This is a genomic window from uncultured Nevskia sp., from assembly GCF_903885465.1.
In the GTDB taxonomy this organism is placed as follows: domain Bacteria; phylum Pseudomonadota; class Gammaproteobacteria; order Nevskiales; family Nevskiaceae; genus Nevskia.
Genome location: NZ_CAISIQ010000532.1, coordinates 1 through 26032, shown reverse-complemented (window position 1 = coordinate 26032; position 26032 = coordinate 1). Strand labels below are relative to the sequence as shown.

The following is a 26032-nucleotide window of genomic DNA, read 5'->3' as shown; positions in this document are numbered from 1 at the left end:
GTGATGTCGGCGTCTTCGGCCGAGTACTGCGTCGCTTCCTCGATCGCCACCTGGTTGAAGGTGATCTGGCTCTTGCCCTTGCCGGCCACATCGCTGAAGGAAATGGTCTTGTGGCCGAGATAGCGCTCGGCCAGCGTGTCCATGTCATGTCGATTGCCGGCGGCATCGAGCACATAGCTTTCCAGCATCGTGTCGAAAGCCACGCCGCGGACATTGACGCCGTGGCGCGCCAGCACGTTCAGGTCGTACTTGATGTGCTGGCCGACCTTCGGCTTGTTCGGATCTTCGAGCAGCGGCTTGACGCGTTCCAGCACCGCCGCGCGATCGAGCTGCTGCGGCGCGCCGAGATAGTCATGGGTCAGCGGCACGTACCAGCCGTGGCCGGCTTCGGTCGCGAAGGCAAGGCCGACCAGGCCAGACTGCATCGCGTCCAGGGCATCGGTTTCGGTATCGACGCAGATCAGCTCGGCGGCTTCAAGCTTGGCGATCATGTCGGCGAGCGCGTCCTCGTCGAGGACTGCGATGGCCTGGGTCTTGGCCGATGCCGGCAGTTCGACCGCCTCCGACACCGCTTCCGGGCTGAACTCGGGAAGTACCGTCAGTTCGGTCTGCGAGCTGTCGCCCGCGGCTATCGCGGGGGCGGGCGCGACAGACGCCGGCGGCTGCAGATTGCCGAGTTCTTCCAGCGCCCGATGAAAGCCGGAATTGCGATAGATCGTCGCCAGCTTGTCGATGTCCGGCGCACCCGGTACCAGCTCCTCGAGCTTCAGAGGCAGCTCGACATCGCAGCGGATCGTCGCCAGATCGTGCGACATCGGAATCTGCGGAATCGCATCGCGCAGCTTTTCGCCGACCTTGCCCTTGATCTCCTCGGCCCGGGCGATGATCGCGTCCAGCGAGCCGTACTCGGTCAGCCATTTCGCGGCGGTCTTCGGGCCGACGCTTGGCACGCCTGGGATGTTGTCGCTGGTGTCGCCGATCAGCGCCAGGTAATCGACGATGCGTTCCGGCGGCACGCCGAACTTCTCGACGACGCCGGCCGGGTCCATCACCCGGTTCTTCATCGTGTCGACCAGCTTCACGCGCTCGTTGACCAGCTGCGCCATGTCCTTGTCGCTGGTGACGATCAGCACCTCGTGGCCGGCGGCTTCGCCGATCCGGGTCAGCGTGCCGATCACGTCATCGGCTTCGACCCCGGATACCGACAGCACCGGCAAGCCCATCGCCTTGACCATCTCGACGATGATCGGCCACTGGTGCAGCAGGTCCGGCGGCGTCGCATCGCGATTGGCCTTGTAGGCCGGATAGATGTCCTCGCGAAAGGTCTTGCCCGGCGCGTCGAAGATCACCGCAATGCGCTCCGGCGCGTAATCCTTCTGCAGCCGCTTGAGCATGTTGACCATGCCGAAGATCGCCCCGGTGGGCTCGCCGCGCGGGTTCGAAAGCGGCGGCAGCGCGTGATAGGCGCGAAACAGCCAGCCGGCTGCGTCGATCAGTACCAGGGGCTTGGCAGCAGGGTTCTTCGTCATCACGGCAGCCTCGGGTTCACGGCCGCAAAGCCTAACTCAGCGGCCCGATGAACCGGGCGACAACTCCGGCGATCAGGGCAGCAACGTCTCGTTCTGCACCAGATCGTCGAAGCTTTCCCGCGCGCGGACCAGGTGCAGGGTGTCGCCATCGACCAGCACCTCGGCGGCGCGGCCGCGCGAGTTGTAGTTGCTGCTCATCGTGAAGCCGTAGGCGCCAGCGGTGCGGAAGATCAGCAGATCACCTTCGGCCAGTGCCAGTTGGCGATCGCGGGCCAGCCAGTCGCCGGTTTCGCAGACCGGGCCGACCAGATCCCAGGTCTTCGCAACCGTATTGCTGCTGTCCTGCGCGACCGGCAGCACGGCATGCCAGGCATCGTAGAAGCTGGGCCGAATCAGATCGTTCATCGCGGCATCGATGATCGCGAAGTTCTTGTGCGCGCCCGGCTTCAGCAATTCGACCCGGGTCAGCAGCACGCCGGCATTGCCGGCGATGGCGCGGCCCGGTTCGGTCATCACCACCAGCTTGCGGCCGGCGAGCTTCGGCTTGATCGCCGCGGCCCATTGCAGCGGTGTGGGCGGCACTTCATCGTCATAGCGCACGCCGAGGCCGCCGCCGACATCGATGTGGTGCAGCACGATGCCCCGCTCGGCCAGCCGATCGATCAGCGCCAGCACGCGATCCAGGGCATCGAGGAAGGGCGACAGTTCCAGCAGCTGCGAACCGATGTGACAGGCCACGCCGTCGATAGCGATGCCGGGCAAGGTCGCCGCCAGCTGGTAAAGACGTTCGCCTTCGGCGATGTCGACGCCGAACTTGTTTTCCTTGAGCCCTGTCGAGATGTATGGATGGGTCTTGGCATCGACATCCGGATTGACTCGGAAAGCGATTCGCGCGGTCTTGCTGTGCTTCGTCGCCAGTGCCGACAGCCGATGCAGCTCGACTTCCGACTCGACGTTGAAGCAGTAGATGCCGACCTTCAGCGCCAGCTCGATTTCGGCCGCGGTCTTGCCGACGCCGGAGAACACCACTTTCGCCGGATCGCCACCGGCCTTGAGCACGCGCTGCAGTTCGCCACTGGAGACGATGTCGAAGCCAGCACCGATCCGCGCCAGCACTTGCAGCACGGCAAGGTTGGAGTTCGCCTTCACCGCGTAGCAGACGCGATGCTCGACGCCGTTCAGCGCCTCATCGAAGGCGCGGTAATGGCGTTCCAGTGCGGCGCGGGAATAGACGTAGGTCGGCGTGCCATGAGCGGCGGCGATCGCCGACAGCGGCACGGCTTCGGCGCACAGCGCACCGTCGCGGTATTCGAATGAGTCCATGGATGACGCGATCAGGGTGTGGTCGAGGCGGGTGCTGCGGCTGGCGCTGCGGCGGCCGGGGGAGCGGCAGCGGGCTTGGCGTCGGCTTTCTTCTTGACGTTCGGGTTGCTGCCAATCAGATAGCCCTCGCCTGCCGGCGCATTGGCTGGCAGATGCAGCGGGCCGGTCTGGCCGCAGCCAGCCAGAACCTGGCTCAAAGCCAGCGTGGCAAGCAGCGAAACGGCGAGCAGCGCACGAGCAGACATCGAAGAACCCCGAATGATGCGATGGCAAAACAACATTCAAGAGTTTAGCAGCCGTTGCCGTGGCTCCTGCGCGTCGACACAATCGCGGCCGACCCTCGAACCCACAGGACTTCCGTGTGAAAAAGATCGAAACCGATACCGCCGTCACGCTGGAACCGGCAGCACCCGCCAATGCCGCGGTGATCTGGCTGCACGGCCTCGGTGCCGATGGCCATGACTTCGTGCCGATCGTTCCCGAGCTGAGCCTGCCAGCCGGCATCGAGGCACGCTTCATCTTTCCGCACGCGCCGGTGCGTGCGGTGACGCTCAACGGCGGTGCCCGGATGCGCGCCTGGTATGACATCAAAAGCCTGACCCGCAGCGATCAGCAGGACGACGTCGGCATCCGCGCCTCGGCAGCGACCTTGATGGCGCTGGTCGCCGAGCAGCGCAAGGGTGGCATTGCGGCGAAGCGCATCGTCATCGCCGGTTTTTCGCAGGGCGGTGCGATCGCGCTGCACGCCACCTGCCGGCTCGCCGAACCGCTGGCGGGCACCATGGCGCTGTCGACCTATCTGCCGCTGCACGACACCCTTCCGAAGGAGCTGACCGAAGCCGGCAAGGCGACGCCGATCCTGATGTGCCATGGCACGGCCGATCCAGTGCTGGCGCTGAAGCTCGGCACCGATAGCCGTGACGGCCTGCGCAGCTGGGGCCTGAAGATCGACTGGCACGAATACCCGATGGGCCATTCGGTCTGCGCCGAGGAAGTCGACGACATCTCGGCCTGGCTGGCGAAGGTATTGGTGTAGGGACGGATGCAACCCGCCGGATTCGATGCCGGCTGAAAGACGGGCGACGCGGGAGAGCTGCACCAAAGTCGGCGGGATGCGCGGTGGCCGAGCAACTGCTCGGCGCTTTCCCGCCCTACGGTTTGGCCGGCTCACGCTCCAGCACCGGCTCGGACTTGACGGCATCCGGGCTGCGTTCCGGATCCGGCGCCGGCCCGGCACTGGGTACGGCATCGACGCCGGGCCGCGGGTTGCTGGCCGGTTTCTGCAAGCCGCGATCGGTCGTGTAGATGAGGTCGCCGCCGCTGGCGGTGCCGCTTTCGGTCGACAACTTGAAGCCGCGGCCGAGCGTGTACAGCATCCGGAACGTGTAGCCCTCCTGGAACAGGCTGATGCCGTAGCTGACGAACAGCCTCGGCGTCAGATACTTGCCCAGGGTCAGTTGCGCGGCCTGGGCGTTGGCATCGACACCGTTGGTGGCGGCCTGCGAGCCGGCGATGCTCTGGGCGTTTGCCGCCACTTCGGAATTGGTGCCAGCGACACTGCCCACGGACAGCTCGTCGAGCCCCACTTTCTTGCCGAGCAGGCCGGCCAGATAGTCGCCGCCGCCGAGGCCGAGACTGAGTGCCGCGCTCGACACCATGCTGCGATCCTGCGAAGAACTGGTTTCCAGCGAACGGCCGAGCACCAGCCAGCTCAGCTGCTGCTCGCGCGGCAGGATCGGGCTCGACTGCAGGCTCAGCTCCGGCTTCGCCAAGGTGCCGCGCACCCGCACGCCGACCTTGATGTCTTCGCGCGGCTGGCGCGTGGCGTAGAGATCGACGGCTGGCGTCTTCACCGGCCCGCCGCTGAAGATCAGCCGTCCGGTCTCGATGCTCAGATCCTGGCCGTAAGCCTGGTAGCGGCCGTCGATCAGACGCAGCTCGCCGCGACCCAGCGCATCGAAGCCGGGCCGCTGCGACACGGTCACGCCGCCTTCGATGCGCGTCTTCAGGCCGAAGCCTTCGATGCGCACCTTGTCGCCCAAGGTCAGGCGCAGTTCGACGAACACCGGCAGCGGCGCTTCCTTCGGCGGCACCACGACGCCGACCAGCACCTGATCCTCGCTGGCATCGATACCGCTGTCGCCGCCCAGACCCTTCGGTGTGATGTCGGCGCGCGGCACGCCGAGTTCGCCGGTCAGCTTGGCGCCATCGGCATTGCGGATCAGGCGCAGGTCGGCGTCGATCCAGGCGCGCGCTTCGGCGGTGTTCATCGCCTGCACGTCCTTGCCCTTGATCGTGAAATCGGCAGACAGCGGCGTCGAGTACGGGTCCAGCGTGCCGGCGATGTTCAAGCTGCCGCCACCGGAGTTCAGGCTGCCTTCCAGCGCCAGCGGTGCCTGATTGCGTGCATGCAGTTGCAGCGCGACATCGGTGACTTCGATGCCGGCGATGACCAGCTTGGCGCGGCCTTCGCTGAGCTTCAGATCGCCTTCCAGGCGCGGTTCGCCCACCACACCTGACAGCGTGAAATCGCCCGCCAGCCGGCCGTCGAGCTTGTCGAGCTGCGGCAGCAGCGGTTCCAGGAACGCGAGGCTCGGCACATCGAGGCGGATGCTGCCGCCCAGCGCGCGCGCCTTGAAGTCGTCGCCCGGGGCGGCGTCGAGTTTCGCTTCCAGCGACGCGCCGGCCATCTTCAGGTCCGCCGTCGCTTCGAGCCGGCCATCGACCTGGCGCGCCTGCACACTGCCGGTTTCCAGTTTCAGCAGTGGCGCGTCCGGCAATTGCAGCGAAACCTCGCGCAGGTTCAGCGCCGCTTCGGCCTTCTGCAGATTGCCGCTGCTGAAATCGATCGAACCGGTACCGTCGATACTGCCGCTCACGCGCATCTTCGGATCGAGGAACGGCTGCAGCGCGGAAAGCAGCAGGCGGTCGATGTTCCAGCCCACGCGCGCGCCGTCGGCGAGCACGTTCTGTTCGAGATTGAAGCAGGCGCGTCCGTCGGTGCCGGTCAGGCAGGCCAGTTCCAGCGCGCGACGCTTCTCGCCGACCAGGATGCCGGCCGGCTTGTCCAGCGCCCAGGCCGACAGGCCATCCGGCGTCAGCGACAGCAGGTTCAGCTCGCCGCCCCACTCGCCGCGCACGCGGTCATAGCCACCTTGCAGGCCGAGCTTGGCGCCGCCGCGCTCGGTTGCGGCTTCGAGCACCACGCCGTGATAGACCTCTTGTCCCGTCGCAGTCAGGCTGGCGCTGGCGATCTTCAGGCCGACATTGGCTTCGCGCAGCGTCACTTTCAGGTTCGAAGTGGGGACCAGCGGATCGAGGTCCGCCGTCCAGTCCAGGTGCTGCACGGTCTGCTCACCGAACACGATGTTGCCGAGCTCGCCTTTGGAGACCAGATGCGGCTGCTCGATGCTGCCGTCGAGGGCGAAATCGAAGGCCGCGCGGCCGCGCAGCTCGGGCAGCAGCGCGGCCAGGTCCGGACTGTTGAAGGTGCCGCGCAACGCGAACGGCGGTGTCGCCTGACCGGACAGGTTGAGCTTGGTGCCGCCGGTTTCCAGCTGCACGGTATCGAGCGTGACCAGCGTGCTTTCGGGGGCGAGCAGCGCGCTGCCGACGGCGGCGAGCTTCAGCGGATATTGGCGCAGGCGGGACTTGTCGATCAGCGCGTCGAAGCGCAGCGGCGCGGCGGCGGCATCGTCGGTGGCGATCAGCACCTTGCCGTTGATGTCGCCCGGCCAGTCGGGTGCGACGAGGCTGGGATCGAGATGGCTGATCAGCGCCTGGAAGTTCAGCTTCAGTTCCGGCGTCCAGCGCAGCTTGCCGCTGGCTTCGACCGTGCCCTTGCCGGCGACCAGCTTCAGCGCTTCGAGCTGCGCTTCACGAGTGTCGGTGACGCCGTTGGCATCGAGGCTGAACGGCTGGCCGCGCAGCGAGGAATTCTCGAAGCGGCCATCGAAAGCGATCTGCGGTTCCTCGCCGATCATCTTGGTGGTGGTGGTGATCCGGCCGTTCAGATCGCCGGGGAAATCGGCGACGAACCAGGACGGATCGACATGCTCGAAGCTGGCAACGATCTCCGCCGACAGTGCCGGCGACCAGCGCACTTCGCCGCTGGCATTGATCGAGCCGGGCTGCGGCGCGGCCTTGCGCTTCTTGTCGGTCACCGCAAGTGCGACCGGCAGCGCATCGAGCTTCAGCGAGTCGATCTTGGCGCTGACCAGACTGCCGCTGCCGCCGGTAGCGAGCTTGGCCGAGAACGCCTGCATCGTCGCGCTGGTGGCCAGGGTGTAGCGGTAGTCGTCGAGGCTGCCGTCGAAGGTTGCAGCGCCGATCAGGTCGCTGACCATCGGCGGCTGCTTGTCTTCCAGCACCAACGGCCAGCGCAGGCCGGTCCACTCCAGCTTCAGCGCGCTGGCTACCGCGTTCAGGCCGTAACGGCCCTTGGCGTGCAGGCTGTAGCCGTCCGCCGCCGGATTGGCGCCGGTCACGGTGAGCTGCTGGAAATCGATCTGCTCGGCGCCCATCTGCGCTTCGGCCTTCGCCTGCAGCGGGCCGGTGATCGGCAGGCCGCTGGTCGTAAGCGCGGTGATGCTGAGCTGGCTGCCAAGCCAGCTGGCGATCAGACGAGTGCTGTCGATCACCAGGACATCAGGGCTGCCCGCTGGAGCATCGGCCGAGGCGTGCAGCACGAAGCCGGTCAAGGTAGCGCTGTCGATGACCACGTCGACTGGCAACTGCGTCGGCAGCTTGGTCGGCGTTGGTGGTGGTGGCGGATCGGCCGGCCGGCCTGGCGTCACCGCCAGCGCGTCGATCTCGATCAGCTCCGCATGCAGACGGCCGCGCAGCAGGCTGCTCGGCTGGTGGCGCAGCTTCAGCCGGCCGATGGTGACCAGCAGGCCATCGCTGCTCGTGTAGCGGAAGTCACGCAGCTCGACGTTATCGAGCAACCGGCCATTGGCGTGGCCAACGGTGATCATCCCGCCGGTCAGGTTGCTGAGCTGTGCCAGGCCGAAACGCAGGCCGCGTTCGCTGCCGATGACGAAGATCAGCGTGGCGATCAGCAGCAGCACCGGCAGGCTCAGTCCGGCGAACAGCCAGCGGCCCCAGCGGACTCGGCGCGATGGCGGACGCGGCGGCGGGCTTTCCATCGGGCTATCCGGCGTGATCGTGCTCACAGGCCCACCTGCACGCCGAGGTGCAGTCGCACTGGCGCCGAACCGGGATCGAAAGGATGGGCGAGATCGAGCGCGAAGGCGCCGAACGGCGCGCGATAACGGAAGCCGAGACCGGCGCCGACGCTCGGGTCGACCAGCGGCTTGTCGTTGGCGTCGCCGGCATCGACGAACGCCGCGAGTCCGTATTCGCGCACGAAGTACCAGTCCAGTTCGGCGCTCGCGGTGGTCAGATAGCGGCCGCCGATCACCCGGCCGTTGGCGTCCCGCGGCCCCAGCGACTGGTACGAGTAGCCGCGCACGCTGCCGTCGCCACCGGCGAAGAAGCGCTGCGACGGCGGTAGGTTGTTGAAGCTGCCGACCCAGGTCGCGCCCTGGTCGAGGCGGACTCTCAGGAACAGCTTGCGGGTGACATCGAGCACGCCGCGCAGCTTGACCATGCCCTGGACGAAATTGGTATCGGACAGCAGCAGGTCCGAGCCGCCGTGGAGATCGGTGAACGCATACCAGCCGCGCCGCGGGAAGATCGGATCGTCGCCCTCGGTGTGGTCGAGCGAGATGCCGGGCACCAGCAGCTTGGAGCGCTGGCGCGGGCTTTCCTTGATCGAGTATTCATCGAAGGTGTATTCGAGATAGACGCGCCGCTGCCAGATCTTGCCGCGCCGGTTGTAGCTGGTGCCGATCCGGTACAGGGTTTCCTTGATGTCGCTGAAATCCTGGGTCAGTGCCTGTGTGGTGAAGCTGACCGAATCGCTCGGCAGATGGCCGAACGGCACGCGGTATTCGGCCACCGCAGTAGAGATGCGTGGCGACACGCGGAGATCGGTGCGCAGCTTGTGGCCGAGGCTGTTGATGCGGCGGAAGTCGGCGCCGACCGAGGCGCGCGGGCCGCTGTCAGTGCCATAGCCGAGGCCGTAGCGATAGCTGCGCGGCGCGCGTTCGGTGGTGTTGATCACCATCGGGATGCGGCCGTCTTCGTCGGCCTTGTCCTTCTGCCCTTCGATGTCGACGGTCTGGAAGTAGTCGAGATCGCTGAATGCGAACTGGGTGCTGAGCACTTTTGCCGGATCGTAGTTCTGGCCGGGTTCGAAGGTCAGGTAATTGCGCAGGAAAGCCTCGCGCAGTGCCAGGCCGCCCTCCTGCTTGATGCTGATCTCGCCGAACTGGTAGCGGCGGCCGCTGTCGAGCGTCAGCAGGATTTCGGCGCTGTTGTTCGGCACGTCGATCTTCAGCTCGCGCCGGGTCAGCTTGGCGTCGAGCAGGCCCAGGCTGTAGGCGGTCTGCACGATGCGCGTCTTCAGCGACTCGTATTCCTCGTGCTTGATCCGCTCGCCGAGCTTCAGCGGCCGTGGTCGATTCTTGATCTGCTTCAGCGCTTCGTCTTCGGCGCCATCGCCGATAATCTGGAAATCGATCAGCGAGATCGCCGTTTCCGGCCCCGCGTCAACCTGGTATTCGACGACCCAGTCCGGCTTCGCGCCTTCGAGCTTCGCGGTCACCGTCGCGTTGTACCAGCCGAACGGCTGCAGGGAACCGAGGATTTCCCGCTCGCCCTGCTTGAACAGGCGTTCGACATCGCTGCTGTCGTACTCGCCCTTGTCGGCGTCGATGCGCTTGGCGTATTCGAGGATCGACAGCTTCGCGTAGGCGTTGCCGCGCTCATCCGGCCCGAGGCCACGCACCCGCACGTCGACACCGGCGCGCGCCGGCGCGGCGGCCAGCAGCACGAGGCTCGCCAGCCAGCCGCGCAGCAGCCAACAACTAGCGGCGCGCGATGACGGCATCGAGCTCTAGGCCTGCTTTCTGATTGATGTCGATCGCGATATACGGACGCACCTGATAACCGGCTGCGGTCAGGCTGGCGATCAAGCCATCCGGCCCCAGCCAGTGCGCCGCGCCGACGACGATCAGCTGCCGCTCCGGCAATTTCAGCCGGCGCTTCAGCTCCGGCAGCCAGGCGCGATTGCGGCCGGCCAGCAGATGTTCGTAGACCGCCGGATAGTCATGCTTCATCTCGGCGATCAGCGCTTCGATGCCGCTGCTGTCGTTGTCGCGCCAGGCGCGATACATCTCCACCGGTTCCTCGGTCTTCAGGCCTTTCTCCGCCAGCGCGGCATCGAGAAACTGCGTCGACAGCGGCTTGGCCATGTCGGTGAACAGCGCGATATGGCGCTCGGGGGCCTCGAACCAGGCGATGCCCCGGCCATCGGCCACGGCGGCATCGTGCAGGCGGCGGTCGAGACCGTACTCACCGCTGAAACCGGCGCGCTGGTAGGCGTACAGCTCCAACGACAGCGCGCAGAACCAGGGCCGATAGGTTTCGCATTGCGCCGTCGGCATGCGCAAGGTACGCATCCGCTGGCGCAGGCGGCGCAGGGTGCCGACATCGACTTCGGCGGCAATGCCGTTCGGCGCCGTTGCCGCCTCCAGCATCTGCGCACTGAGCTTGCGGCCCTGCAAGGCGTCGATATCGGACTCGAAGACCAGCGCATCGGCCGAGCGATAAGCCTGGACGATGCCCGTCGGCAGGCGCCCCGCGGCACTCGGCAGCAGATGCACTGAGCCGAGCAGATAGTGGGTGGCTTTCGTGCCCTTCACCTGCCACAGGAACGGCGCATCGGACTCGGCGCGGGCCGCCGTGCTGGCCAGCAGCACCCAAAGGCCGAATAGCCCGAGCAGCAAGCCTCGCGCAGCGTTCACCACGCGGCCGCGATGCCGCAGCTCAAGCAGCATCATCAGCTTCGGTGGCCGTGCTGTTGTCCGATTTCAGCCAGTTGCCGAGTGCAGCCCCATCGAGACCGCCATCCAGGCCAGCGAAATCGAAGGTCTTCGCATCGGCGAGCTGGGAGGGCGCCACGTTCTGCAGCGCCGCGAAGATGTGCTCGATGCGGCCTGGATGGGTCTTTTCCCAGTCGCTCATCAGCTTGCGCACCTGCACCCGCTGCAGCTGATCCTGCGAGCCGCACAAGGTGCAGGGGATGATCGGGTACTGGGCGATGCGCGCGTATTCGATGATGTCCGCCTCGCGCACATAGGCCAGCGGCCGGATGACGATGTGCTTGCCGTTGTCGCTCTTCAGCTTCGGCGGCATCGCCGCCAGCTTGGCGTTGAAGAACAGGTTCAGGAAAAAGGTGGCGACGATGTCGTCACGGTGATGACCGAGCGCGATCTTGTTATAGCCGTTCGCTTCCGCCCAGCTGTACAGCGCGCCGCGCCGCAGTCGTGAGCACAGGCCGCACATGGTCTTGCCTTCCGGCACCACGCGCTTGACCACCGAATAGGTGTCCTGCTTGATGATGTGGAACGGCACGCCGCGCGCGTCCAGATATTCCGGCAGCACGTGTTCCGGGAACCCCGGCTGCTTCTGGTCGAGATTGACGGCGATGACTTCGAACTTCACCGGTGCGGCATCGCGCAGCATCAGCAGCACGTCGAGCATCGTGTAGCTGTCCTTGCCGCCGGACAGGCAGACCATCACCCGATCGCCGTCACGGATCATCTGGTAATCCATGATCGCCTGGCCCATCTGCCGGCGCAGGCGCTTGACCAGCTTGTTGCGCTCCAGGCGCTGGCTCTGGTGTTGCGGCACCAGTAAGCGTTCCGCCAGCTTCTCCGGGGCCACACTCATTGCGGAACCTCGGCCGACAGGCCAGCTTTCTGCGCGCGTTTGACCAGGCTGCGATCGAAGCTCGCGAAGCTGGTGTCGGCCGGCAATCGCGACAGATGCAGCGCGTCGGCGAAATCGAAACCCTGCTCGTAGTGCGCGAGCGCGCTCAGCACCTTGTCCTCGTCCTCGGTGGCCGCGTTGGCCAGACGGATCATCATCCTCAGCGCCATCACGATGCGCTTGCGCTCGTGGCCGTAGACCGCACGCAGCACCCACTCGGTTTCGAGCAGCACGGTGACCGGGAAATACAGCGGTCGCTCGCTGAAATAGCGGCGCGCGACGCCTGTCTGCGCCGGATCGTCATCGACCAGCAGACGCACCACGAGGTTGGTGTCCGGCGCATGGCGACCACTCACTTCTTCGGCCGTTCGGCGCGCAGGCTGGCGTCGAGCCGCGCCGGCCAGTCAGCTTCCGGGATTGCCGGGCCGGCGTGCTTCAGCAGGCCGACCAGATCGTCGACCGAGGTCGGCGTGGCACGGCTCGGCGCTTCGGCCTTCAGCAGCACGCCGTCGGCAGTTTCGATCGCCAGCAGCCGCGTGCCCGGCCGCCAGTGCTTGGCGTCGCGCAGCGACTTCGGCAATACCAGCTGGCCCTTGCTCGACAGTGTGGTGATCGACATCGCGAAATCCGAAAAAGTAAGACGGAAGTAAGTTTACGCGGGTTTTCCGGCTGCCGTGCCCGTCGCCCGGCTCAGCGCTCGCCGGTGGGCTTGTCCTTCGCAGGACCCAGCGCAGCACCCCACTCGTCGTCGCCGATCACGCGCCCCATGTGCCGGGTCAAGAAGGCGAGCTGCTCGCGGCTGGCCGGCACGCGGGGCAATTCGTCGCCATCGGCCTGATTGTCGTCTTCGTGCTCGGGCTTGTCGTTCATCCGTTTGCTCCTTGAGGTACTTCAAGCTTCCAGCCAGAACGTCACCGGCCCATCGTTGACCAAACTGATCTGCATGTCCGCTCCGAACACGCCGCTGCCGGTGCCGGGCCAGATGCGCTGGGCTTCGCTGACCAGACCGGTGTACAGCGCCCGGGCTTCGTCCGGGCTTGCCGCCGGCGTGAAGCTGGCGCGGGTACCGGAACGGGTGTCCGCCGCCAGCGTGAACTGTGAGACCAGCAGCAGGCCGCCGCGTTCGGCGCCGAGATCGCGCAGGCTCTTGTTCATCCGGCCCGTTTCGTCTTCGAACACGCGGTAGCTCAGCAGGCGTTCGAGCAGGCGCGAACCACGGGCGGCGGTGTCGTCGCGTTCGATGCCGATCAGCACCAGCAGTCCGCGTTCGATGCGCGCCATCGTCCTGCCGTCGATTTCGACGCTGGCGCGGCGTACGCGTTGCAGGAGTCCGATCATCGAGAGCGTGTAGGGGCGGTCGGGCAATAATGGCGGGATGCAGACTGTACTTCGCGCGCTGTTCCTCCTGCTCGGCTATCTGCCGCTGGCCGTGCTGCATCTGCTCGGCGCTGCTCTCGGCCGGCTGCTGTGGTGGTTGCCGAACGGCCTCCGGCGGATCACCGAGCTACATCTGGCCCGTTGTCTGCCGGAACTCGATGACGCAGCCCGCAGCCGCATCGCCCGCGCCAGCCTGATCGAAAGCGCGAAAGCGGTGCTCGAAGCGCCGGCCATCTGGTTCGGGCCGCTAGGCCGTCGCCAGCACTGGCTGGCCGATCCGGCGGCGTTGGCGACGATCCGCGCCGCGCAGGCACAAGGCAAAGGCGTGATCCTGCTGACGCCGCATCAAGGTGCTTGGGAACTGGCCAGTTTCTTCTGCGCGCAGGCCGCGCCGATCACCGTGCTCTACAAGCCGCAGAAGGGCGCTGCCGATACGCTGATCCGCGAAGGCCGCGCGCGTGGCGCGCCGGTGACGCCGGTGCCGACCACTGGCGCCGGCGTCAAGGCCTTGCTGGCGGCACTGAAGCGCGGCGAGATGGTCGGCATCCTGCCCGATCACGATCCGCCGGAATCTTCCGGCACCGTGTTCGCGCCGATGTTCGGCATCTCGGCCAACACCATGGATCTGGTCACCAAGCTCGCTGCCCGCAGCGGTGCGCCGGTGCTGCTGATCGTGGCCGAGCGTCTGCCCGCTGCGCGCGGCTTCCGCTTTCATCTCTGGCCGGCACCTGCCGACATCGCCGATGCAGCAACGGGTCCGGCAGTGATGAACGCGGCGGTCGAAACCTGCGTGCGGGCATTCCCCGAGCAGTACTGGTGGAGCTACAAGCGTTATCGTCGGCGACCTCCGGGCGAGCCGGATTTCTATCGCTCGCCGTAGAACCGTGTTCTGTCCAACCACTCCGCAACCATGGCCCACGAATTCCTGATCGAAGCACGCGGGCTGAGCCGTCGCTACGGCAGCCACACCGCTGCCAGCGACATCAGCCTGTCGCTGCGCAAGGGCGAAATCCTCGGCCTGCTCGGCCCGAACGGCGCCGGCAAGTCGACGACCATGAAGATGCTGGCCGGCGTGCTCGCGCCCAGCGCCGGCACGGTGATGATCAACGGCGTGTCGTTGGCAGATGATCCAAAGCGCGCCAAGCAGAGCCTGGGTTATCTGCCCGAGCTGCCGCCGGTCTATCCGGAGCTGACGGTCGACGAATACCTGCGCTACTGCGCCAGCCTGCATGGTCTGCGCCGCAGCGAACGCGCAGCGGCGCTGCAGCGGGCCAAGCAGTCCTGCGGCTTGAGCGAAGTGTCGCGGCGGTTGATCGGCAATCTGTCGAAGGGCTATCAGCAGCGGGTCGGCATCGCCCAGGCGATCATCCATCGCCCAGCGGTGGTGATCCTCGACGAGCCCACGGTGGGCCTCGATCCGATCCAGATCCTGGAAATCCGTCGGCTGATCAAGGCGCTGGGCCAGGAGCACGGCGTGATCCTGTCCAGCCACATCCTTCCGGAGATTCAGGCGGTTTGCGCTCGGGTGATGATCATTCACCGCGGCCGTCTGGTGTATGCCGAGCCGCTTGCCACGGCAGGCAGCGAAGGCTTCAAGACGATTATCGCCGGCTTCCTGCGGATGCCGGCCTTCGATGTGTTGCTGAGCTTGCCCGGTGTCGGCGAGATCGAAACCTTGGCCGGCAGCCAGATTCGCATCACGGTCAACAACGCAGGCGATGATCCGCGCGCTGCGATCGCCGAAGCCGCCGCCGCCCACGGCTGGGGCCTGATCGAGCTGCATGCCGAACGACGGACCCTGGAAGAAATCTTCGTCGAACTCAGCACGGGCGACGCCCATACGCTGGAGGAAGCCGCCTGATGCCGATCGTCTTGACCATCGCCCGTACTGAAGCGCGGCGCATCTTCGTTTCGCCACTCGCGTGGACCGTGCTGGCCGTGCTGCAGAGCATTCTCGGCGTGGTCTTCCTGCTGCTGATCCTCGACTACGCGCAGAACCCGCGCGGGCCGGAGTCCTCGGTCGGTTTGTCGGACTACATCGGCGGCGGCCTGTATTCGTTCGCCACCCTGGTCCTGCTGCTGGTAATGCCGCTTTTGACCATGCGGCTGTTCGCCGAGGAACGGCAGAATGGCAACCTGACCTTGCTGCTGGCATCGCCGGTGTCGCTGATCGAGATCGTGCTCGGCAAGTTTCTCGGGCTGTTCTCCTTCATCGCCGCGACCATCCTGCTGCTGGCGGCGATGCCGTTGATGCTGCTGGTCGGCTCGAACCTCGATCTCGGCCGTATCGCCGCCGGCCTGCTGGGCTTGAGCCTGATGATGATGGCGCTCGGTGCCGCCGGCCTGTACGTCTCCAGCCTCACCCGTGAACCGACGATTGCGGCCGTCGCCAGCTTCGGCCTCCTGCTGATGCTGTGGCTGATGCAGGTACTCAGCTCGCAGCCAGGCTGGATCGGCAAGCTGCTCGGCTATCTGGCGATCGTCGGCCACTTCGAGAATCTGCGGCGCGGCATTTTTTCCTCGGTCGACATCGTCTATTACCTGTTGTTCACCGTCCTGTTCCTGTGGCTGGCCGTGCTGCAGCTCGACAGCGAGCGCAACTGATGAAGCTCCTGAAGATGCTCGCAGGCCGCCGCTTCCAGCGCCGCCTGAACACCGTGCTGATCGTGCTCGTGGTGCTGCTCGCGGCAATGGTGTCGACGCGCTACAAGATCGAGGCCGACTGGACTTACGACAACCGCAATACGCTGACCGAAGGCAGCCGCCGCCAGCTGGCGGCGATGCCGGATGCGATCCGCGTGCTGGTTTTCGATTACCCGAACAGCGAAACCCGCGGCGAAGTGCAGGCGCTGGTCGCGCGCTATCAGCGGGTGAAGAAGAACCTGTCGTTGGAGTTCATCGATCCGGGTGCCGAGCCGATCAAGGCGCGCAGCTACAAGATCAGCCGGCCCGGTGTTGCGGTGCTCGAATATCAGGGCCGCCACGAGACGCTGGAGCAGCTCGGCGAAGCGGAAATCGCCGCCAGCCTGCAGCGCCTCGCCGATGCCGGCGAGCGCTACGTGCTGTTCCTTCAAGGCCACGGCGAACGCTCGATCACGCCGGGGCCGGGTGCGACCCAGTACGACCTCACGCTACTCGCTGAAGCGCTCGGCGAGAAAGGCTTGAAGGTGCTGCCGCTGAACCTGCTGACCACGCCGAAGATTCCCGACAACACCTCGGCGCTGGTCATCGCCAGCTCGACACAAGCCTTGCTCGACGGCGAGATCGCGACGATCCGCGGCTACGTCGAACGCGGCGGCAACCTGCTGTGGCTGACCGATCCGGATTATCCCGCCGGCCTCGAACCGCTGGCCCATAGTCTCGGCATTCACTGGCTCAACGGCACGGTGATCTTCGCCAACTACGCCGCTGTCGGCTCGCCGAGCCCGGCCGTGTTCCTCGCCGCCAGCTATCCACCGAACCCGATCACCGGAAGCTCTGCGGGGCAGTTCGCGAAGATCACCTCGTTCCCGCTGACGCGCGCGCTTGAGTTCGATACGCCTGCGCTTCCGAAAGCCGCCGGCTGGACTTACGCGCCGATCATCGAGACCCAGGCCGACGCCTGGCTGGAGACCGGCAGCATCGACGGCGAGGTCGCCTTCGACAAGGACGTCGACCGCCGTGGCCCGCTGACCATCGGCCTGAGCATGAGCCGTGAGTTGCCCGCCGCTGGTTAGCAGGCCAAGCGCAATCAGCGCATTGCCCTATTTGGCGATGGCGATTTCCTGTCTGACCTGATGCTGGAGCGCGACGGCAACAAGGCTCTCGCGGTCGCCCTGCTGCAATGGCTGTCGTCGCGCGATGCCCTGATCGACGTCGACGTGCCGCGCGCCCCGGACATCGCCCTGAACCTGCCGCCGTGGGCGTTCTGGCTGGCCGGCGCCGGCTTCACCGCGATCATTCCGCTGTTGCTGCTCGGCTTCGGCATCGGCCGCTGGCTGATTCGTCGTCGCCAGTGACCTCCGGAAACCCGCCATGAAAACCTCTACCGTCAACCTGCTGCTGGCGATCACTGCCGTCGGCCTGGCCAGTCTCGTGGTCGTCGACCAGACGAAGCAGGAAGCGAAGCTGTCAGCCGCGATCGCCCCGAAGCCGCCGCTGACCGCCATCGATGGCAACGCCGTGCATCGCATCGTTTTGCACAACGCCGGCAGCCCTGACATCCAGTTGGAAAAGACCGCGATCGGCTGGCAGCTGACCGCGCCGGTGCAGCTGCCAGCCGATCTGGTCGAGATCGGCATGATCACCGAACTGCTCGGCGCCGAAACCCATGGCGACATCGACGGCAGCAAGATCGAGCGCGCCAAGCTCGGCCTCGGTCCGCCGCACAGCACCATCGAACTCGATGGCACCGTGCTCGCCATCGGCGACATCGAGCCGCTGAAGCAGAGCCGTTATGTCGAAGTGAATCCCGGCAAGCCGGACGCGCGCATCCGCCTGATCAACGACTTCCCGCCTGAGCTGGTCGACGGTGAATTCACCGATCTCGCCAACAAGGCCCTGCTGCCGTTCGAGGCGGATATCGCCCGCATCGAAGTGCCGGGACTGATCGTCTCGAAAAGTCCGGTCGGCCCCGGCTGGACTTCAGCGCCCACCACCGAAGCCGCGACTTCGCCAGCGCTGCAAGCCTTCGTCGACGGCTGGCGCAGCGCAAGAGCAATCGCGACCTTGCCGCCGGTGGCCGAGAGCAGCGCTGCGACGAAAGCCGATGTCCGCATCACGCTCGCCGATGGCAGCGAGTACCGCTACGCCTTGATCGACAAGGCTGGCGGTCGCTATCTGCAGCGGCTTGATCTGTCCCTGAGTTATCAGCTGGACCCGGGGTTCGCGGAAGGCTTGCTGAAGCTGGTCGCAGCGCCCGCTGCGGCACCGCGCCCATAAGCTTCGCCCATGCCCGAACTCCCCGAAGTAGAAACCGTCCGCCGCGGCGTCGAGCCGTACGTCATTGGTCGTCGCATCACCGAGGTCGTGGTCCGCGAGCCGCGGATGCGCTGGTCGGTGCCGGTGGACTTCGCGGGGTATGCCCTGGGCCAGCGGATCGAAGGCGTCACGCGGCGCGGCAAATATCTGGTGTTCGCGTTGGAAGGCGGCGACCGGATCATCGTCCACCTCGGCATGACCGGCCGGGTGCTGGTGCTCGACGCGGGTCATCCGCTGAAGAAGCACGATCACGTCGATCTGGTGCTCGATGATGGCCGGCTACTGCGTTATCACGACCCGCGCCGCTTCGGCGCCGTGCTGTCTTGGCCGAAGGCCGAGATCGGTCATGTGCTGATCGATTCATTAGGCCCCGAGCCGTTCTCGGAAGCTTTCAGCGGCGACTACTTGTACCAGCGTTCGCGCGGCAAGAAGGTAGCGGTGAAAAGCTTCGTGATGGACGGCCAGGTCTTAGTCGGCGCCGGCAACATCTATGCGGCCGAATCCCTGTTCCGCGCCGGCATCCGGCCAACGCGCCCCGCCGGCCGCGTTACCCGCGCCGAGTACGGACGCCTAGCGACCGAGATTCGCGCGGTACTGAGCGAAGCGATCCTCCAGGGTGGCACGACGCTGCGCGACTTCGCCGGTGCCGATGGTGCCTCCGGCTACTTCCAGCAGGACTTGTACGTCTACGGCCGAGAAGGCCTTGCCTGCCGGAAGTGCGGGACGATCATCAAGGGACTGCGGCTAGGTAACCGGGCCAGCTGCTGGTGTCCGGGTTGCCAGCGCTGAAGCCGCGACCGGCAGAGCGTCAAGGCTTTGGCTCTTGATTTACTCGTGGACGATCTCGAAAGTCGAGTAGACCACCTCTCCATAGCCCGTCGCCGTCTGCGCGTTATTTCCAAGATAGCTGCCGGCTTTGAAGAACAACTGTTCGTTGGCCCAGGTTGAAGACATGTCTCGGACATCGAGCACGATATTGTTCACCAGTGTCGTGATCGTTCCATCGATCAGACGAATTTCATAGGTGAATTTTTCTCCGATGCGGATCGGTACCCGCACCGGGGAGTTCTGTGACGCGCCACCCGCTCGCTTAGTGTTGTAGGCCGAAATAACTTCCGTGGTGCCGTTCGACAGGCGCTGGAAGATCATCTTCATCGGCGGCGAGTTATCGACGCTGTGCAACTGTCCGAAAACCAGCAGGGCTCGCGACGCCGAGCTCATCGCAGTCGGGAGTTGTGTCACTGTCACTGTGCCTTTCTGGATATGGGTGCCGGCGAGGCCCCAGTTGATTCGACTGTTGCCAATCACCACCTGCTCTCGCATTTCAGTACGGCTGTACGAGGAAGTTTCGGTAGTTCCGCCGCCGTTAACGGGTGTCCAAAAAACGGTTTCTCCCCCCGTGGCGCTATATCCGGACTGTGCCCGCTGGCCGGACGAAGGTTGATACCAGTAGGTCGATGAGTAGTTGTCGAGAGCGGAAGCTTCGATTTCATCAGCACCGGCTTTGCCATCCTGGTCGACCGGCAGGGTCAGTTTTCCGTACGCAGACCAGCGTATCTCGACGGGTTCGGGGACGACTACCGGTGGCGGCGGTGTCGGCGGGTTGGGGTCGGTTTCCAGGGTGATGACTCGAAAAACCCTGTTGGGTTGGCCCTCGATGCTCAGTGTCTGTGTCACGGCGGCGCTGTACGAGCTGGAGGCTGCGAGTCGGAGCGTGACCTTGTCCCCGTTGGCAATGGTGCCTGCCGCCGAGGTGAACGCACCATTGTTGATGCGATAGCTCCCGGTGTTCACGGAAATCTTGGACGGAAATATGCGTCCTGGGCCCGTCCCGGCAACCGCGGCCCGGGTTCCGCTGGTCTGCGTGGATCCAGGCGCCGCATTGGTGATGCACTGGATATCGGATGCACTACAAGTGGGAGCGGCGGCGCCGACGGGGCGGAAAGCAGCAAGCACAACCGCGGCTGCGAAATAGATCGCTCTGGTCCCAGACATAGTATTCCCCGATGACAACTTGAAATTAGCGGGCAAATGACATTGCCCGTCTGTACTTCATGGCTTATCCAAGGCATCTATCCCGTGACGCTGGCGATGACCTGAACAGCTAGAACCTGAAACGTAGTGCCTGGGCGATCCTTGCTGCCTTCAAAGGCAGTCTTTCGGCTGGTCGCTGGCAGAAAACAGTATATGGAAAAATACAGTAAGCATTGAAAGACGAGCTGGACCAAGTCCTGGAAAGTTCATTTTCGCCCGCTTTACCAGCTCTCTTATCTTGAATATCTATCGGAAGCAGTAAAAGTCTTTTGGAGAAAACGTAAAAGCACAGTGAACAATTGTCTTCCATCTCTACAGCAATAATCGTACCTGAAAATGCCTGCAGAGAGTCTTAGAAGTCGTTGTGGCAGAAATTAGTTTAGGTATGTGGCTCAACGAACTGATGGCGAAAGATATCTTCCAACTGTTGCGGGCCTGTTAAAACGAGCATCCGGACGAAGATTTTTATTGAGTTCAGCAGTCACAACATCGAGTCCAGCCGGCGCCATCAGCCCGGAACGAATGAGTTTTCGTGCGGCATCTGATCGAAAAAATCAGGATTTCTATCGAATGACAGTTCATCTCTGTCGCGCTCGCCGTCCAGATGCCGAGCGGCTGGGCAGGGCATTTGGGCTCGATGCGCTTTCGCTATTCGCATTCGACTCCTTCAGCTGACGAGCGTCCCGCGTAGCGTCAGCCTGCCGACAGCGTCTAGTCTTCGGCGCCCCACTTGCCGACGGCGTTCATGTAGGCCGGTCGAGCGGAGTGTTCCGGACCATCGCGACAGGAGTTTGAAGTGCCCATCCCGCAACTCACCGACACGCTTACCCTCCCCTGCGGTGCCGCGCTACCGAACCGCCTGTGCAAGAGCGCGATGACGGAGGGTGTAGCCGACGAACATCTGCGTCCGACTTCGCGGCACGAGGTGCTCTATCGCCAGTGGTCCGAGGGCGGTGCGGGTTTGCTGATCACCGGCAACGTGCAGATCGATCGCCGTGTGCTGGAGCGGCCGGGCAATGTCGCGATCGATCCGGCGCGGCCGGATGCTGAGACGATGCAGCGGCTCAAGGCCTGGGCGAAGGCCGGTACCGTTGCCGGCAATCATCTGTGGATGCAGATCAGCCACGCCGGCCGGCAATCGCCGATGTACGTGACCCTGGAGCCGCTGGCGCCGAGCGCGGTGCAGTTGAAGCTGCTCGCCAACTACGCGAAGCCGCGCGCGCTCACCGAGCCCGAGATCCTCGATTTCATCCAGCGCTACGCGAACGTCGCCGCCACTGCGCGCGAGGCGGGCTTTACCGGCGTGCAGATACACAGCGCCCATGGCTATCTGCTGTCGTCGTTTCTGTCCGGCGTCACCAACCTGCGGACCGATGCCTGGGGTGGCAGCCTGGAGAACCGGGCGCGGATGCTACTGGAGACGATCAAGGCGACGCGCAAGGCGGTGGGCGCGGACTTCCCGATCAGCGTCAAGCTGAATTCGGCGGACTTCCAGAAAGGCGGCTTCACCAACGAGGAATGCCTGAAGGTGGTCGACTGGCTGAATGCGGCCGGGATCGATCTGCTCGAAGTCTCCGGCGGCAGCTACGAACAGCCGCGCCTGCTCGGCTACGAGGGCAAGGCCAAGGACGTAGCCGGCTATCGCGCACCGGATCAGGCCGAAGCGCAGCCGCAGCTCCCGAAACAGCTGGACAGCACGCGCAAGCGCGAGGCCTACTTCCTCGAATACGCCGCGGCGATCCGCAAGGTCGCGACCATGCCGATGCTGGTCACCGGCGGTTTCCGCACCCGTGCCGGCATGGACGAAGCGCTGGCCAGCGGCGACTGCGATCTGATCGGCCTCGGCCGGCCGCTATGCGGCGAGCCGGATCTGCCGAAGCGCCTGCTGAGCGGCGCGATCAGCGAACTGCCGCGCTACGAGAAGCGCATGCAGCTCGGCCCTGGCATCTTCGCGCCGACCACCAAGGTGCACCTGTTGCGGCTGATCAACGTGTTTGGCCAGCAGGGCTGGTATTACCTGCAGGTGATGCGTCTGGCCGATGGTCTGAAGCCGAACTTCAAGCTTGGCGTGTTCGGCGCATTTGTCGGTTATCTGTTCGACGAGTACAAGAAAGCCTGGCGCATGCACAGCGCCCGGCGTGCGGCGGCGAAATCCGCCTGATCGCTTTCAAGCGAGGAGAGCAGCGAATGAGCAAGACCAGCGACGCAGCATCAGCCAATCCACCCACCGCGAGCTTCCGCGAGTTCTATCCGTTCTATCTCGGCGAGCATTCAAATCGCACCTGCCGACGGCTTCACTTCATCGGCACCAGCCTGGTGATCGCCACATTCGTCTACGCGCTGCTCACCGGCCGCTACACCGCGCTGTGGTTCATGCCGCTGTTCGGCTACGGCTTCGCTTGGGTGGCCCATTTCTTCATCGAGAAAAACCGTCCGGCGACCTTCAAGGCGCCGTTCTACAGCCTCGCCGGCGACTTCGTGATGTTCAAGGACATGCTGATCGGGCGCATCCCGTTCTGAACCGGCGCGGACGCGGGGCGTAGAATTCGCCCCGCGCACAGCGCGCAGTTCGTTGGGGTGCTCTCATGTCGCAGCATTTCGATGTCATCGTCATTGGCGGCGGCCACGCCGGCACCGAAGCCGCGCTGGCGGCTGCCCGCAGTGGCGCTCGCACCTTGCTGGTCACCCAGAACATCGAGACGCTCGGGCAGATGTCCTGCAACCCGGCGATTGGTGGCATCGGCAAGGGCCATCTGGTCCGCGAGATCGATGCCCTCGGTGGCGCGATGGCGCATGCCGCCGATCGCGCCGGCATCCAGTTCCGCATCCTCAATGCTTCGAAGGGCCCGGCGGTGCGCGCGACCCGCGCCCAAGCTGATCGCATGCTCTATCGCGCCGCGGTGCGCGAGCTGCTCGAGAATCAGCCGAACCTGTCGCTGTTCCAGCAGGAAGTCGATGATCTGATCGTTGAAGGCGAAGCGGTGCATGGTGTGGTCACCCGCGCCGGCCTGCGCTTCACCGCGCGCGCCGTGGTGCTGACCGTCGGCACTTTCCTGGCCGGCAAGATTCACGTCGGCATGGTCAATCACCAGGGTGGCCGGGCTGGTGATGCGCCGAGCAATGCGTTGGCCGCGCGTCTGCGCGAACTGCCGCTGCGCGTCGGCCGCCTCAAGACCGGCACGCCGCCGCGCATCGATGGCCGCACGATCAATTACGACGGCTTGATCGAGCAGCCGGGCGATACGCCGACGCCGGTGTTCTCGTTTCTCGGCTCGGTCGCCGAGCATCCGCGTCAGGTGTCGTGCTGGATGACGCATACCAACGAGCGCACCCACGAGATCATCCGCAGCGGCTTCGATCGCAGCCCGATGTTCACCGGTGTCATCGAAGGCACCGGGCCGCGCTATTGCCCGAGTGTCGAAGACAAGGTCAATCGCTTCGCATCGAAGACTTCGCATCAGGTGTTCATCGAGCCGGAAGGCCTGAACACCCACGAGGTTTATCCGAACGGCATCTCCACGAGCTTGCCGTACGACATCCAGGAAGCGCTGGTGCACTCGATCAAGGGTTTCGAGCGCGCCCACATCACGCGGCCGGGATATGCGATCGAGTACGACTACTTCGATCCGCGCGATCTGCAGATGAGTCTGGAAACCAAGGCCATCGCCGGCCTGTTCTTCGCGGGTCAGATCAACGGCACCACCGGTTACGAGGAAGCGGCAGCGCAGGGTCTGCTGGCCGGCATCAATGCCGCGCGCAAGTCACGCGAGGAAGCGCCGTGGTGCCCGGCGCGGCATGAGGCCTACATCGGCGTGCTGGTCGATGACCTGATCACCCGCGGCACGGCCGAGCCGTACCGCATGTTCACTTCGCGCGCCGAGCATCGCCTGCTGCTGCGTGAGGACAACGCCGATCTGCGGCTGACACCCGTTGGCCGCGAGATGAATCTGGTCGACGATGCGCGCTGGGAAGCGTTCAGCCGCAAGCGCGATGCGATCGAGGCCGAAAGCGCGCGGCTGTCTTCGCACTGGCTGAAGCCCACACAGCTCGGCACGCCGGCGATGGTCGAAGGCTTTGGTCCTGCGTCGGCTGACAACGGTGCCTCGGCGCTCGATCTGCTGCGTCGGCCGGAAGCCAATATCGCCGCGCTGAAGCGCTTCGGGCTGATGAGCGAGGACATCGACGACGCGGTCGCCGAACAAGTCGAAATCCGCGTCAAGTACGCCGGCTACATCGAGCGCCAGCAAGTCGAGATCGCCCGCGCTGCGCGTTACGACGATGCACCGATGCCGGTCGATCTCGATTACGCGGCGGTCACAGGCCTGTCGAACGAAGTGCGCCAGAAGCTTGCGGCGCATCGTCCGCAGACGGTCGCGCAGGCCGGCCGCATTTCCGGCGTCACGCCGGCGGCCGTGTCACTGCTGCTGGTCCATCTCAAGAAGCTCGGCCTGCTCAGACGCACGGCCTGAGCTCAGCCAACCGCAATCAGCAGAGGTGGCTGATCGCGCGCAGCACGTCCGAGCGCGAAATCTGCCCGACCAGTTGGCCGTTCTCGATCACCGGATAGCGGCGGAATGGCGCGGTGGTGAACATCGTCGCCAGTTGCGTGAGATTGGTTTCCGGATCGACGGTCACCGGTTTCTCGCTCATGTACTGCGCCACCGGCCCGGCGATGCAGGTGTCCTGCGCGGCGGTCAGCGCCACTTCGAGACAGTCGCGCTGCGACAGGATGCCGACCAGGTTGCCCTTGGCATCGACGACCGGCGCACCGGAGATGCCTTTCTCGACCAGCGTGTGTACGGCGTGCATCACTTCCATGTCCGGCCGGAAGGTGACGAGCTTGGTCGTCATGTAATCGCGGACCTTGACTGAATCAAGCGTTGCCATTCTAGTTTTCTCCCTGCACCTGCGGCGACAGTAGCGCGCAGGTGCAGCGGAAACAACCTAGAGAGGTAGGGGGCGAGCCCGTTCTTCCGTCATAGCGCGCCGTCGAACAAGCCGGACGGCGGCGGTTCGATGCCTGCCTTCGGCAGCACCCCATGCAGGGCTGCACCGTGCTCGCGCAGATAAGCACGCCAGTGCACGTGATCGTCCATCTGCTTTTCGACCAGCCGCCAGAAGCGCGGCGAGTGATCGAGATGGCGGCGATGACAAAGCTCGTGGATCACCACGTAGCGCAGCGCATCACGTGGCGCCATCACCAGCCGCCAGTTCAGGCTGATCAGCCCATCCGGCGTGCAACTGCCCCACAGCGATTTCTGATCGGCGATGCGCGGGCCGATGAAGCTGACACCCAGGCGCTGCGATTCGCTTTCGAGCAGGCTGCGGGCATCGCTGCGGGCCAGCTTGCTGAGCGCTGCGCGCAACGTGTGGGCCAGCAGTTCGGTGTCGACGCTGTCGGCGGTCGAGCAGAACAGGCTGACTTCATGATCGAAGCGGACCATCGGCCGTGCGATGCGCGACAGCACAATGCGCAGCGGCAGTTTCTGTCCGCGCAGCGGAATGGTATCGGTGCCGTCCCAGCGCAGCGGCGGATGGGTCGGCACTCTTGCGGCGCGCGATTTCAGCTCGACGAGCTTGATGCGGATCCATTCCTCGCGGCTCTTCAGAAAGGCGTGCGCAGTGCTGCGCGGCACGCGCTTCGGAATCACCAGCAGCACGTTGCCATCGGGCCGGACTTCGATGCGGATGTTGCGGGCCCGCGCGCTGACTCGTTCAGTCAGCTGCAGCGGCGCAAAAGGTCCGAGCAGATCGGCCATCAGTGCAGCCGGGCCACGCAGCCGATGCGAGCCGAAGCTTCGTGGGTCACATCAAGAGGGGTTTGCGTGAAAGCAATCATGAGGCGCAAGGCTGCAACAGTTGGGGAATTGTATTCGTGCTACGCGTCAAACGTGCCAATGGACGCTACGAACGGTGCAGCGCGGCCGCTTCAGTCTTCGCGATAGCCGATGCGGGCGAGCAGACCATCGAGT

General features: G+C 65.0%; 25 protein-coding genes. 11 read left to right on the top strand and 14 right to left on the bottom strand.

Features of this window, described 5'->3' with window-relative positions:
- The 3 genes from QZY06_RS20620 to QZY06_RS20610 form a co-directional block, all read right to left on the bottom strand.
- On the bottom strand, window positions 1–1529 hold a 1529-nt coding region (locus tag QZY06_RS20620; protein WP_295687766.1), incomplete at its 3' end, for a 5'-3' exonuclease H3TH domain-containing protein.
- A 72-nt stretch (window positions 1530–1601) separates the two neighbouring features.
- On the bottom strand, window positions 1602–2852 hold the full coding sequence (gene lysA / locus QZY06_RS20615; protein ID WP_295687762.1) for a diaminopimelate decarboxylase: 1251 nt from the start codon (window positions 2850–2852) through the stop codon (window positions 1602–1604).
- 11 nt (window positions 2853–2863) lie between these two features.
- Window positions 2864–3097, bottom strand: coding sequence for a lipoprotein (locus QZY06_RS20610; RefSeq protein WP_295687759.1), 234 nt, complete (start codon window positions 3095–3097; stop codon window positions 2864–2866).
- A gap of 116 nt (window positions 3098–3213) precedes the next feature.
- On the opposite strand from QZY06_RS20610, the gene QZY06_RS20605 reads away from it, so the two are divergent.
- A complete protein-coding gene (locus QZY06_RS20605; RefSeq protein ID WP_295687757.1) occupies window positions 3214–3888 on the top strand; it encodes a dienelactone hydrolase family protein in 675 nt (224 codons plus the stop codon).
- A gap of 115 nt (window positions 3889–4003) precedes the next feature.
- On the opposite strand, the gene QZY06_RS20600 is transcribed toward QZY06_RS20605, so the two are convergent.
- The 8 genes from QZY06_RS20600 to dtd all read right to left on the bottom strand — a co-directional run bounded on the left by QZY06_RS20600 (window position 4004) and on the right by dtd (window position 13028).
- Window positions 4004–8026, bottom strand: coding sequence for a translocation/assembly module TamB domain-containing protein (locus tag QZY06_RS20600; protein WP_295687754.1), 4023 nt, complete (start codon window positions 8024–8026; stop codon window positions 4004–4006).
- Window positions 8023–9807, bottom strand: coding sequence for an autotransporter assembly complex family protein (locus QZY06_RS20595; protein WP_295687752.1), 1785 nt, complete (start codon window positions 9805–9807; stop codon window positions 8023–8025). The genes QZY06_RS20600 and QZY06_RS20595 overlap by 4 nt, the downstream gene beginning before the upstream one ends.
- Entirely contained in the window at window positions 9785–10756 is a 972-nt protein-coding gene (locus tag QZY06_RS20590; protein ID WP_295687749.1) for a TraB/GumN family protein, read from the bottom strand. The genes QZY06_RS20595 and QZY06_RS20590 overlap by 23 nt, the downstream gene beginning before the upstream one ends.
- Window positions 10746–11651 carry a tRNA 2-thiocytidine(32) synthetase TtcA gene (gene ttcA / locus QZY06_RS20585; protein ID WP_295687746.1) on the bottom strand — a complete coding sequence of 302 codons (906 nt, stop codon included), beginning with the start codon at window positions 11649–11651 and terminating at the stop codon, window positions 10746–10748. Before ttcA ends, QZY06_RS20590 begins: the two co-directional genes overlap by 11 nt.
- Window positions 11648–12046 (bottom strand): type II toxin-antitoxin system VapC family toxin, encoded by a 399-nt coding sequence (locus tag QZY06_RS20580; protein ID WP_295687743.1) that lies wholly within the window; start codon window positions 12044–12046, stop codon window positions 11648–11650. Before QZY06_RS20580 ends, ttcA begins: the two co-directional genes overlap by 4 nt.
- Window positions 12043–12309 carry an AbrB/MazE/SpoVT family DNA-binding domain-containing protein gene (locus QZY06_RS20575; protein ID WP_295687741.1) on the bottom strand — a complete coding sequence of 89 codons (267 nt, stop codon included), beginning with the start codon at window positions 12307–12309 and terminating at the stop codon, window positions 12043–12045. The genes QZY06_RS20580 and QZY06_RS20575 overlap by 4 nt, the downstream gene beginning before the upstream one ends.
- Before the next feature lie 71 nt (window positions 12310–12380).
- The gene (locus QZY06_RS20570; protein ID WP_295687739.1) at window positions 12381–12560 is read right to left on the bottom strand and encodes a hypothetical protein; all 180 of its coding nucleotides are present in this window, start codon (window positions 12558–12560) and stop codon (window positions 12381–12383) included.
- Between the two features lie 21 nt (window positions 12561–12581).
- The gene (dtd, locus tag QZY06_RS20565) at window positions 12582–13028 is read right to left on the bottom strand and encodes a D-aminoacyl-tRNA deacylase (protein WP_295687738.1); all 447 of its coding nucleotides are present in this window, start codon (window positions 13026–13028) and stop codon (window positions 12582–12584) included.
- Window positions 13029–13065: 37 nt separating this feature from the next.
- On the opposite strand from dtd, the gene QZY06_RS20560 reads away from it, so the two are divergent.
- From QZY06_RS20560 to mutM, 7 genes are read left to right on the top strand one after another with little or no spacing between them, the layout of a single operon-like run.
- Entirely contained in the window at window positions 13066–13947 is an 882-nt protein-coding gene (locus tag QZY06_RS20560) for a lysophospholipid acyltransferase family protein (protein WP_295687736.1), read from the top strand.
- Between the two features lie 30 nt (window positions 13948–13977).
- Window positions 13978–14928: an ABC transporter ATP-binding protein gene (locus QZY06_RS20555; RefSeq protein ID WP_295687733.1), complete on the top strand. Its 951-nt coding sequence runs from the start codon at window positions 13978–13980 to the stop codon at window positions 14926–14928.
- A complete protein-coding gene (locus tag QZY06_RS20550; protein WP_295687732.1) occupies window positions 14928–15671 on the top strand; it encodes an ABC transporter permease in 744 nt (247 codons plus the stop codon). The genes QZY06_RS20555 and QZY06_RS20550 overlap by 1 nt, the downstream gene beginning before the upstream one ends.
- Window positions 15671–16783 (top strand): GldG family protein, encoded by a 1113-nt coding sequence (locus QZY06_RS20545; RefSeq protein ID WP_295687729.1) that lies wholly within the window; start codon window positions 15671–15673, stop codon window positions 16781–16783. Before QZY06_RS20550 ends, QZY06_RS20545 begins: the two co-directional genes overlap by 1 nt.
- 60 nt (window positions 16784–16843) lie before the next feature.
- Entirely contained in the window at window positions 16844–17065 is a 222-nt protein-coding gene (locus QZY06_RS20540; RefSeq protein WP_295687726.1) for a hypothetical protein, read from the top strand.
- 16 nt (window positions 17066–17081) lie between these two features.
- Window positions 17082–17987 carry a hypothetical protein gene (locus QZY06_RS20535; RefSeq protein WP_295687725.1) on the top strand — a complete coding sequence of 302 codons (906 nt, stop codon included), beginning with the start codon at window positions 17082–17084 and terminating at the stop codon, window positions 17985–17987.
- A 9-nt stretch (window positions 17988–17996) separates the two neighbouring features.
- Window positions 17997–18815 (top strand): bifunctional DNA-formamidopyrimidine glycosylase/DNA-(apurinic or apyrimidinic site) lyase, encoded by an 819-nt coding sequence (gene mutM / locus QZY06_RS20530; RefSeq protein WP_295687724.1) that lies wholly within the window; start codon window positions 17997–17999, stop codon window positions 18813–18815.
- Between the two features lie 39 nt (window positions 18816–18854).
- Here the strand turns inward: mutM and QZY06_RS20525 are convergent, their stop codons facing one another.
- Window positions 18855–19820, bottom strand: coding sequence for a polysaccharide lyase family 7 protein (locus QZY06_RS20525; RefSeq protein ID WP_295687721.1), 966 nt, complete (start codon window positions 19818–19820; stop codon window positions 18855–18857).
- A 1036-nt stretch (window positions 19821–20856) separates the two neighbouring features.
- Between QZY06_RS20525 and QZY06_RS20520 the strand changes: the two genes are divergently transcribed.
- From QZY06_RS20520 to mnmG, 3 genes are all read left to right on the top strand, one after another.
- The gene (locus QZY06_RS20520) at window positions 20857–22221 is read left to right on the top strand and encodes an NADH:flavin oxidoreductase/NADH oxidase family protein (protein WP_295687718.1); all 1365 of its coding nucleotides are present in this window, start codon (window positions 20857–20859) and stop codon (window positions 22219–22221) included.
- Between the two features lie 26 nt (window positions 22222–22247).
- Window positions 22248–22580 (top strand): DUF962 domain-containing protein, encoded by a 333-nt coding sequence (locus tag QZY06_RS20515; protein ID WP_295687715.1) that lies wholly within the window; start codon window positions 22248–22250, stop codon window positions 22578–22580.
- 65 nt (window positions 22581–22645) lie between these two features.
- Window positions 22646–24529, top strand: coding sequence for a tRNA uridine-5-carboxymethylaminomethyl(34) synthesis enzyme MnmG (mnmG, locus tag QZY06_RS20510; protein WP_295687714.1), 1884 nt, complete (start codon window positions 22646–22648; stop codon window positions 24527–24529).
- A 16-nt stretch (window positions 24530–24545) separates the two neighbouring features.
- Here the strand turns inward: mnmG and QZY06_RS20505 are convergent, their stop codons facing one another.
- Together QZY06_RS20505 and QZY06_RS20500 are read right to left on the bottom strand one after the other, a co-directional pair.
- Complete coding sequence (locus QZY06_RS20505; RefSeq protein ID WP_295687711.1) at window positions 24546–24911, bottom strand: CBS domain-containing protein; 366 nt, start codon at window positions 24909–24911, stop codon at window positions 24546–24548.
- Window positions 24912–25036: 125 nt separating this feature from the next.
- Entirely contained in the window at window positions 25037–25819 is a 783-nt protein-coding gene (locus tag QZY06_RS20500; RefSeq protein ID WP_295687708.1) for a M48 family metallopeptidase, read from the bottom strand.
- Window positions 25820–26032 lie beyond the last annotated feature (213 nt).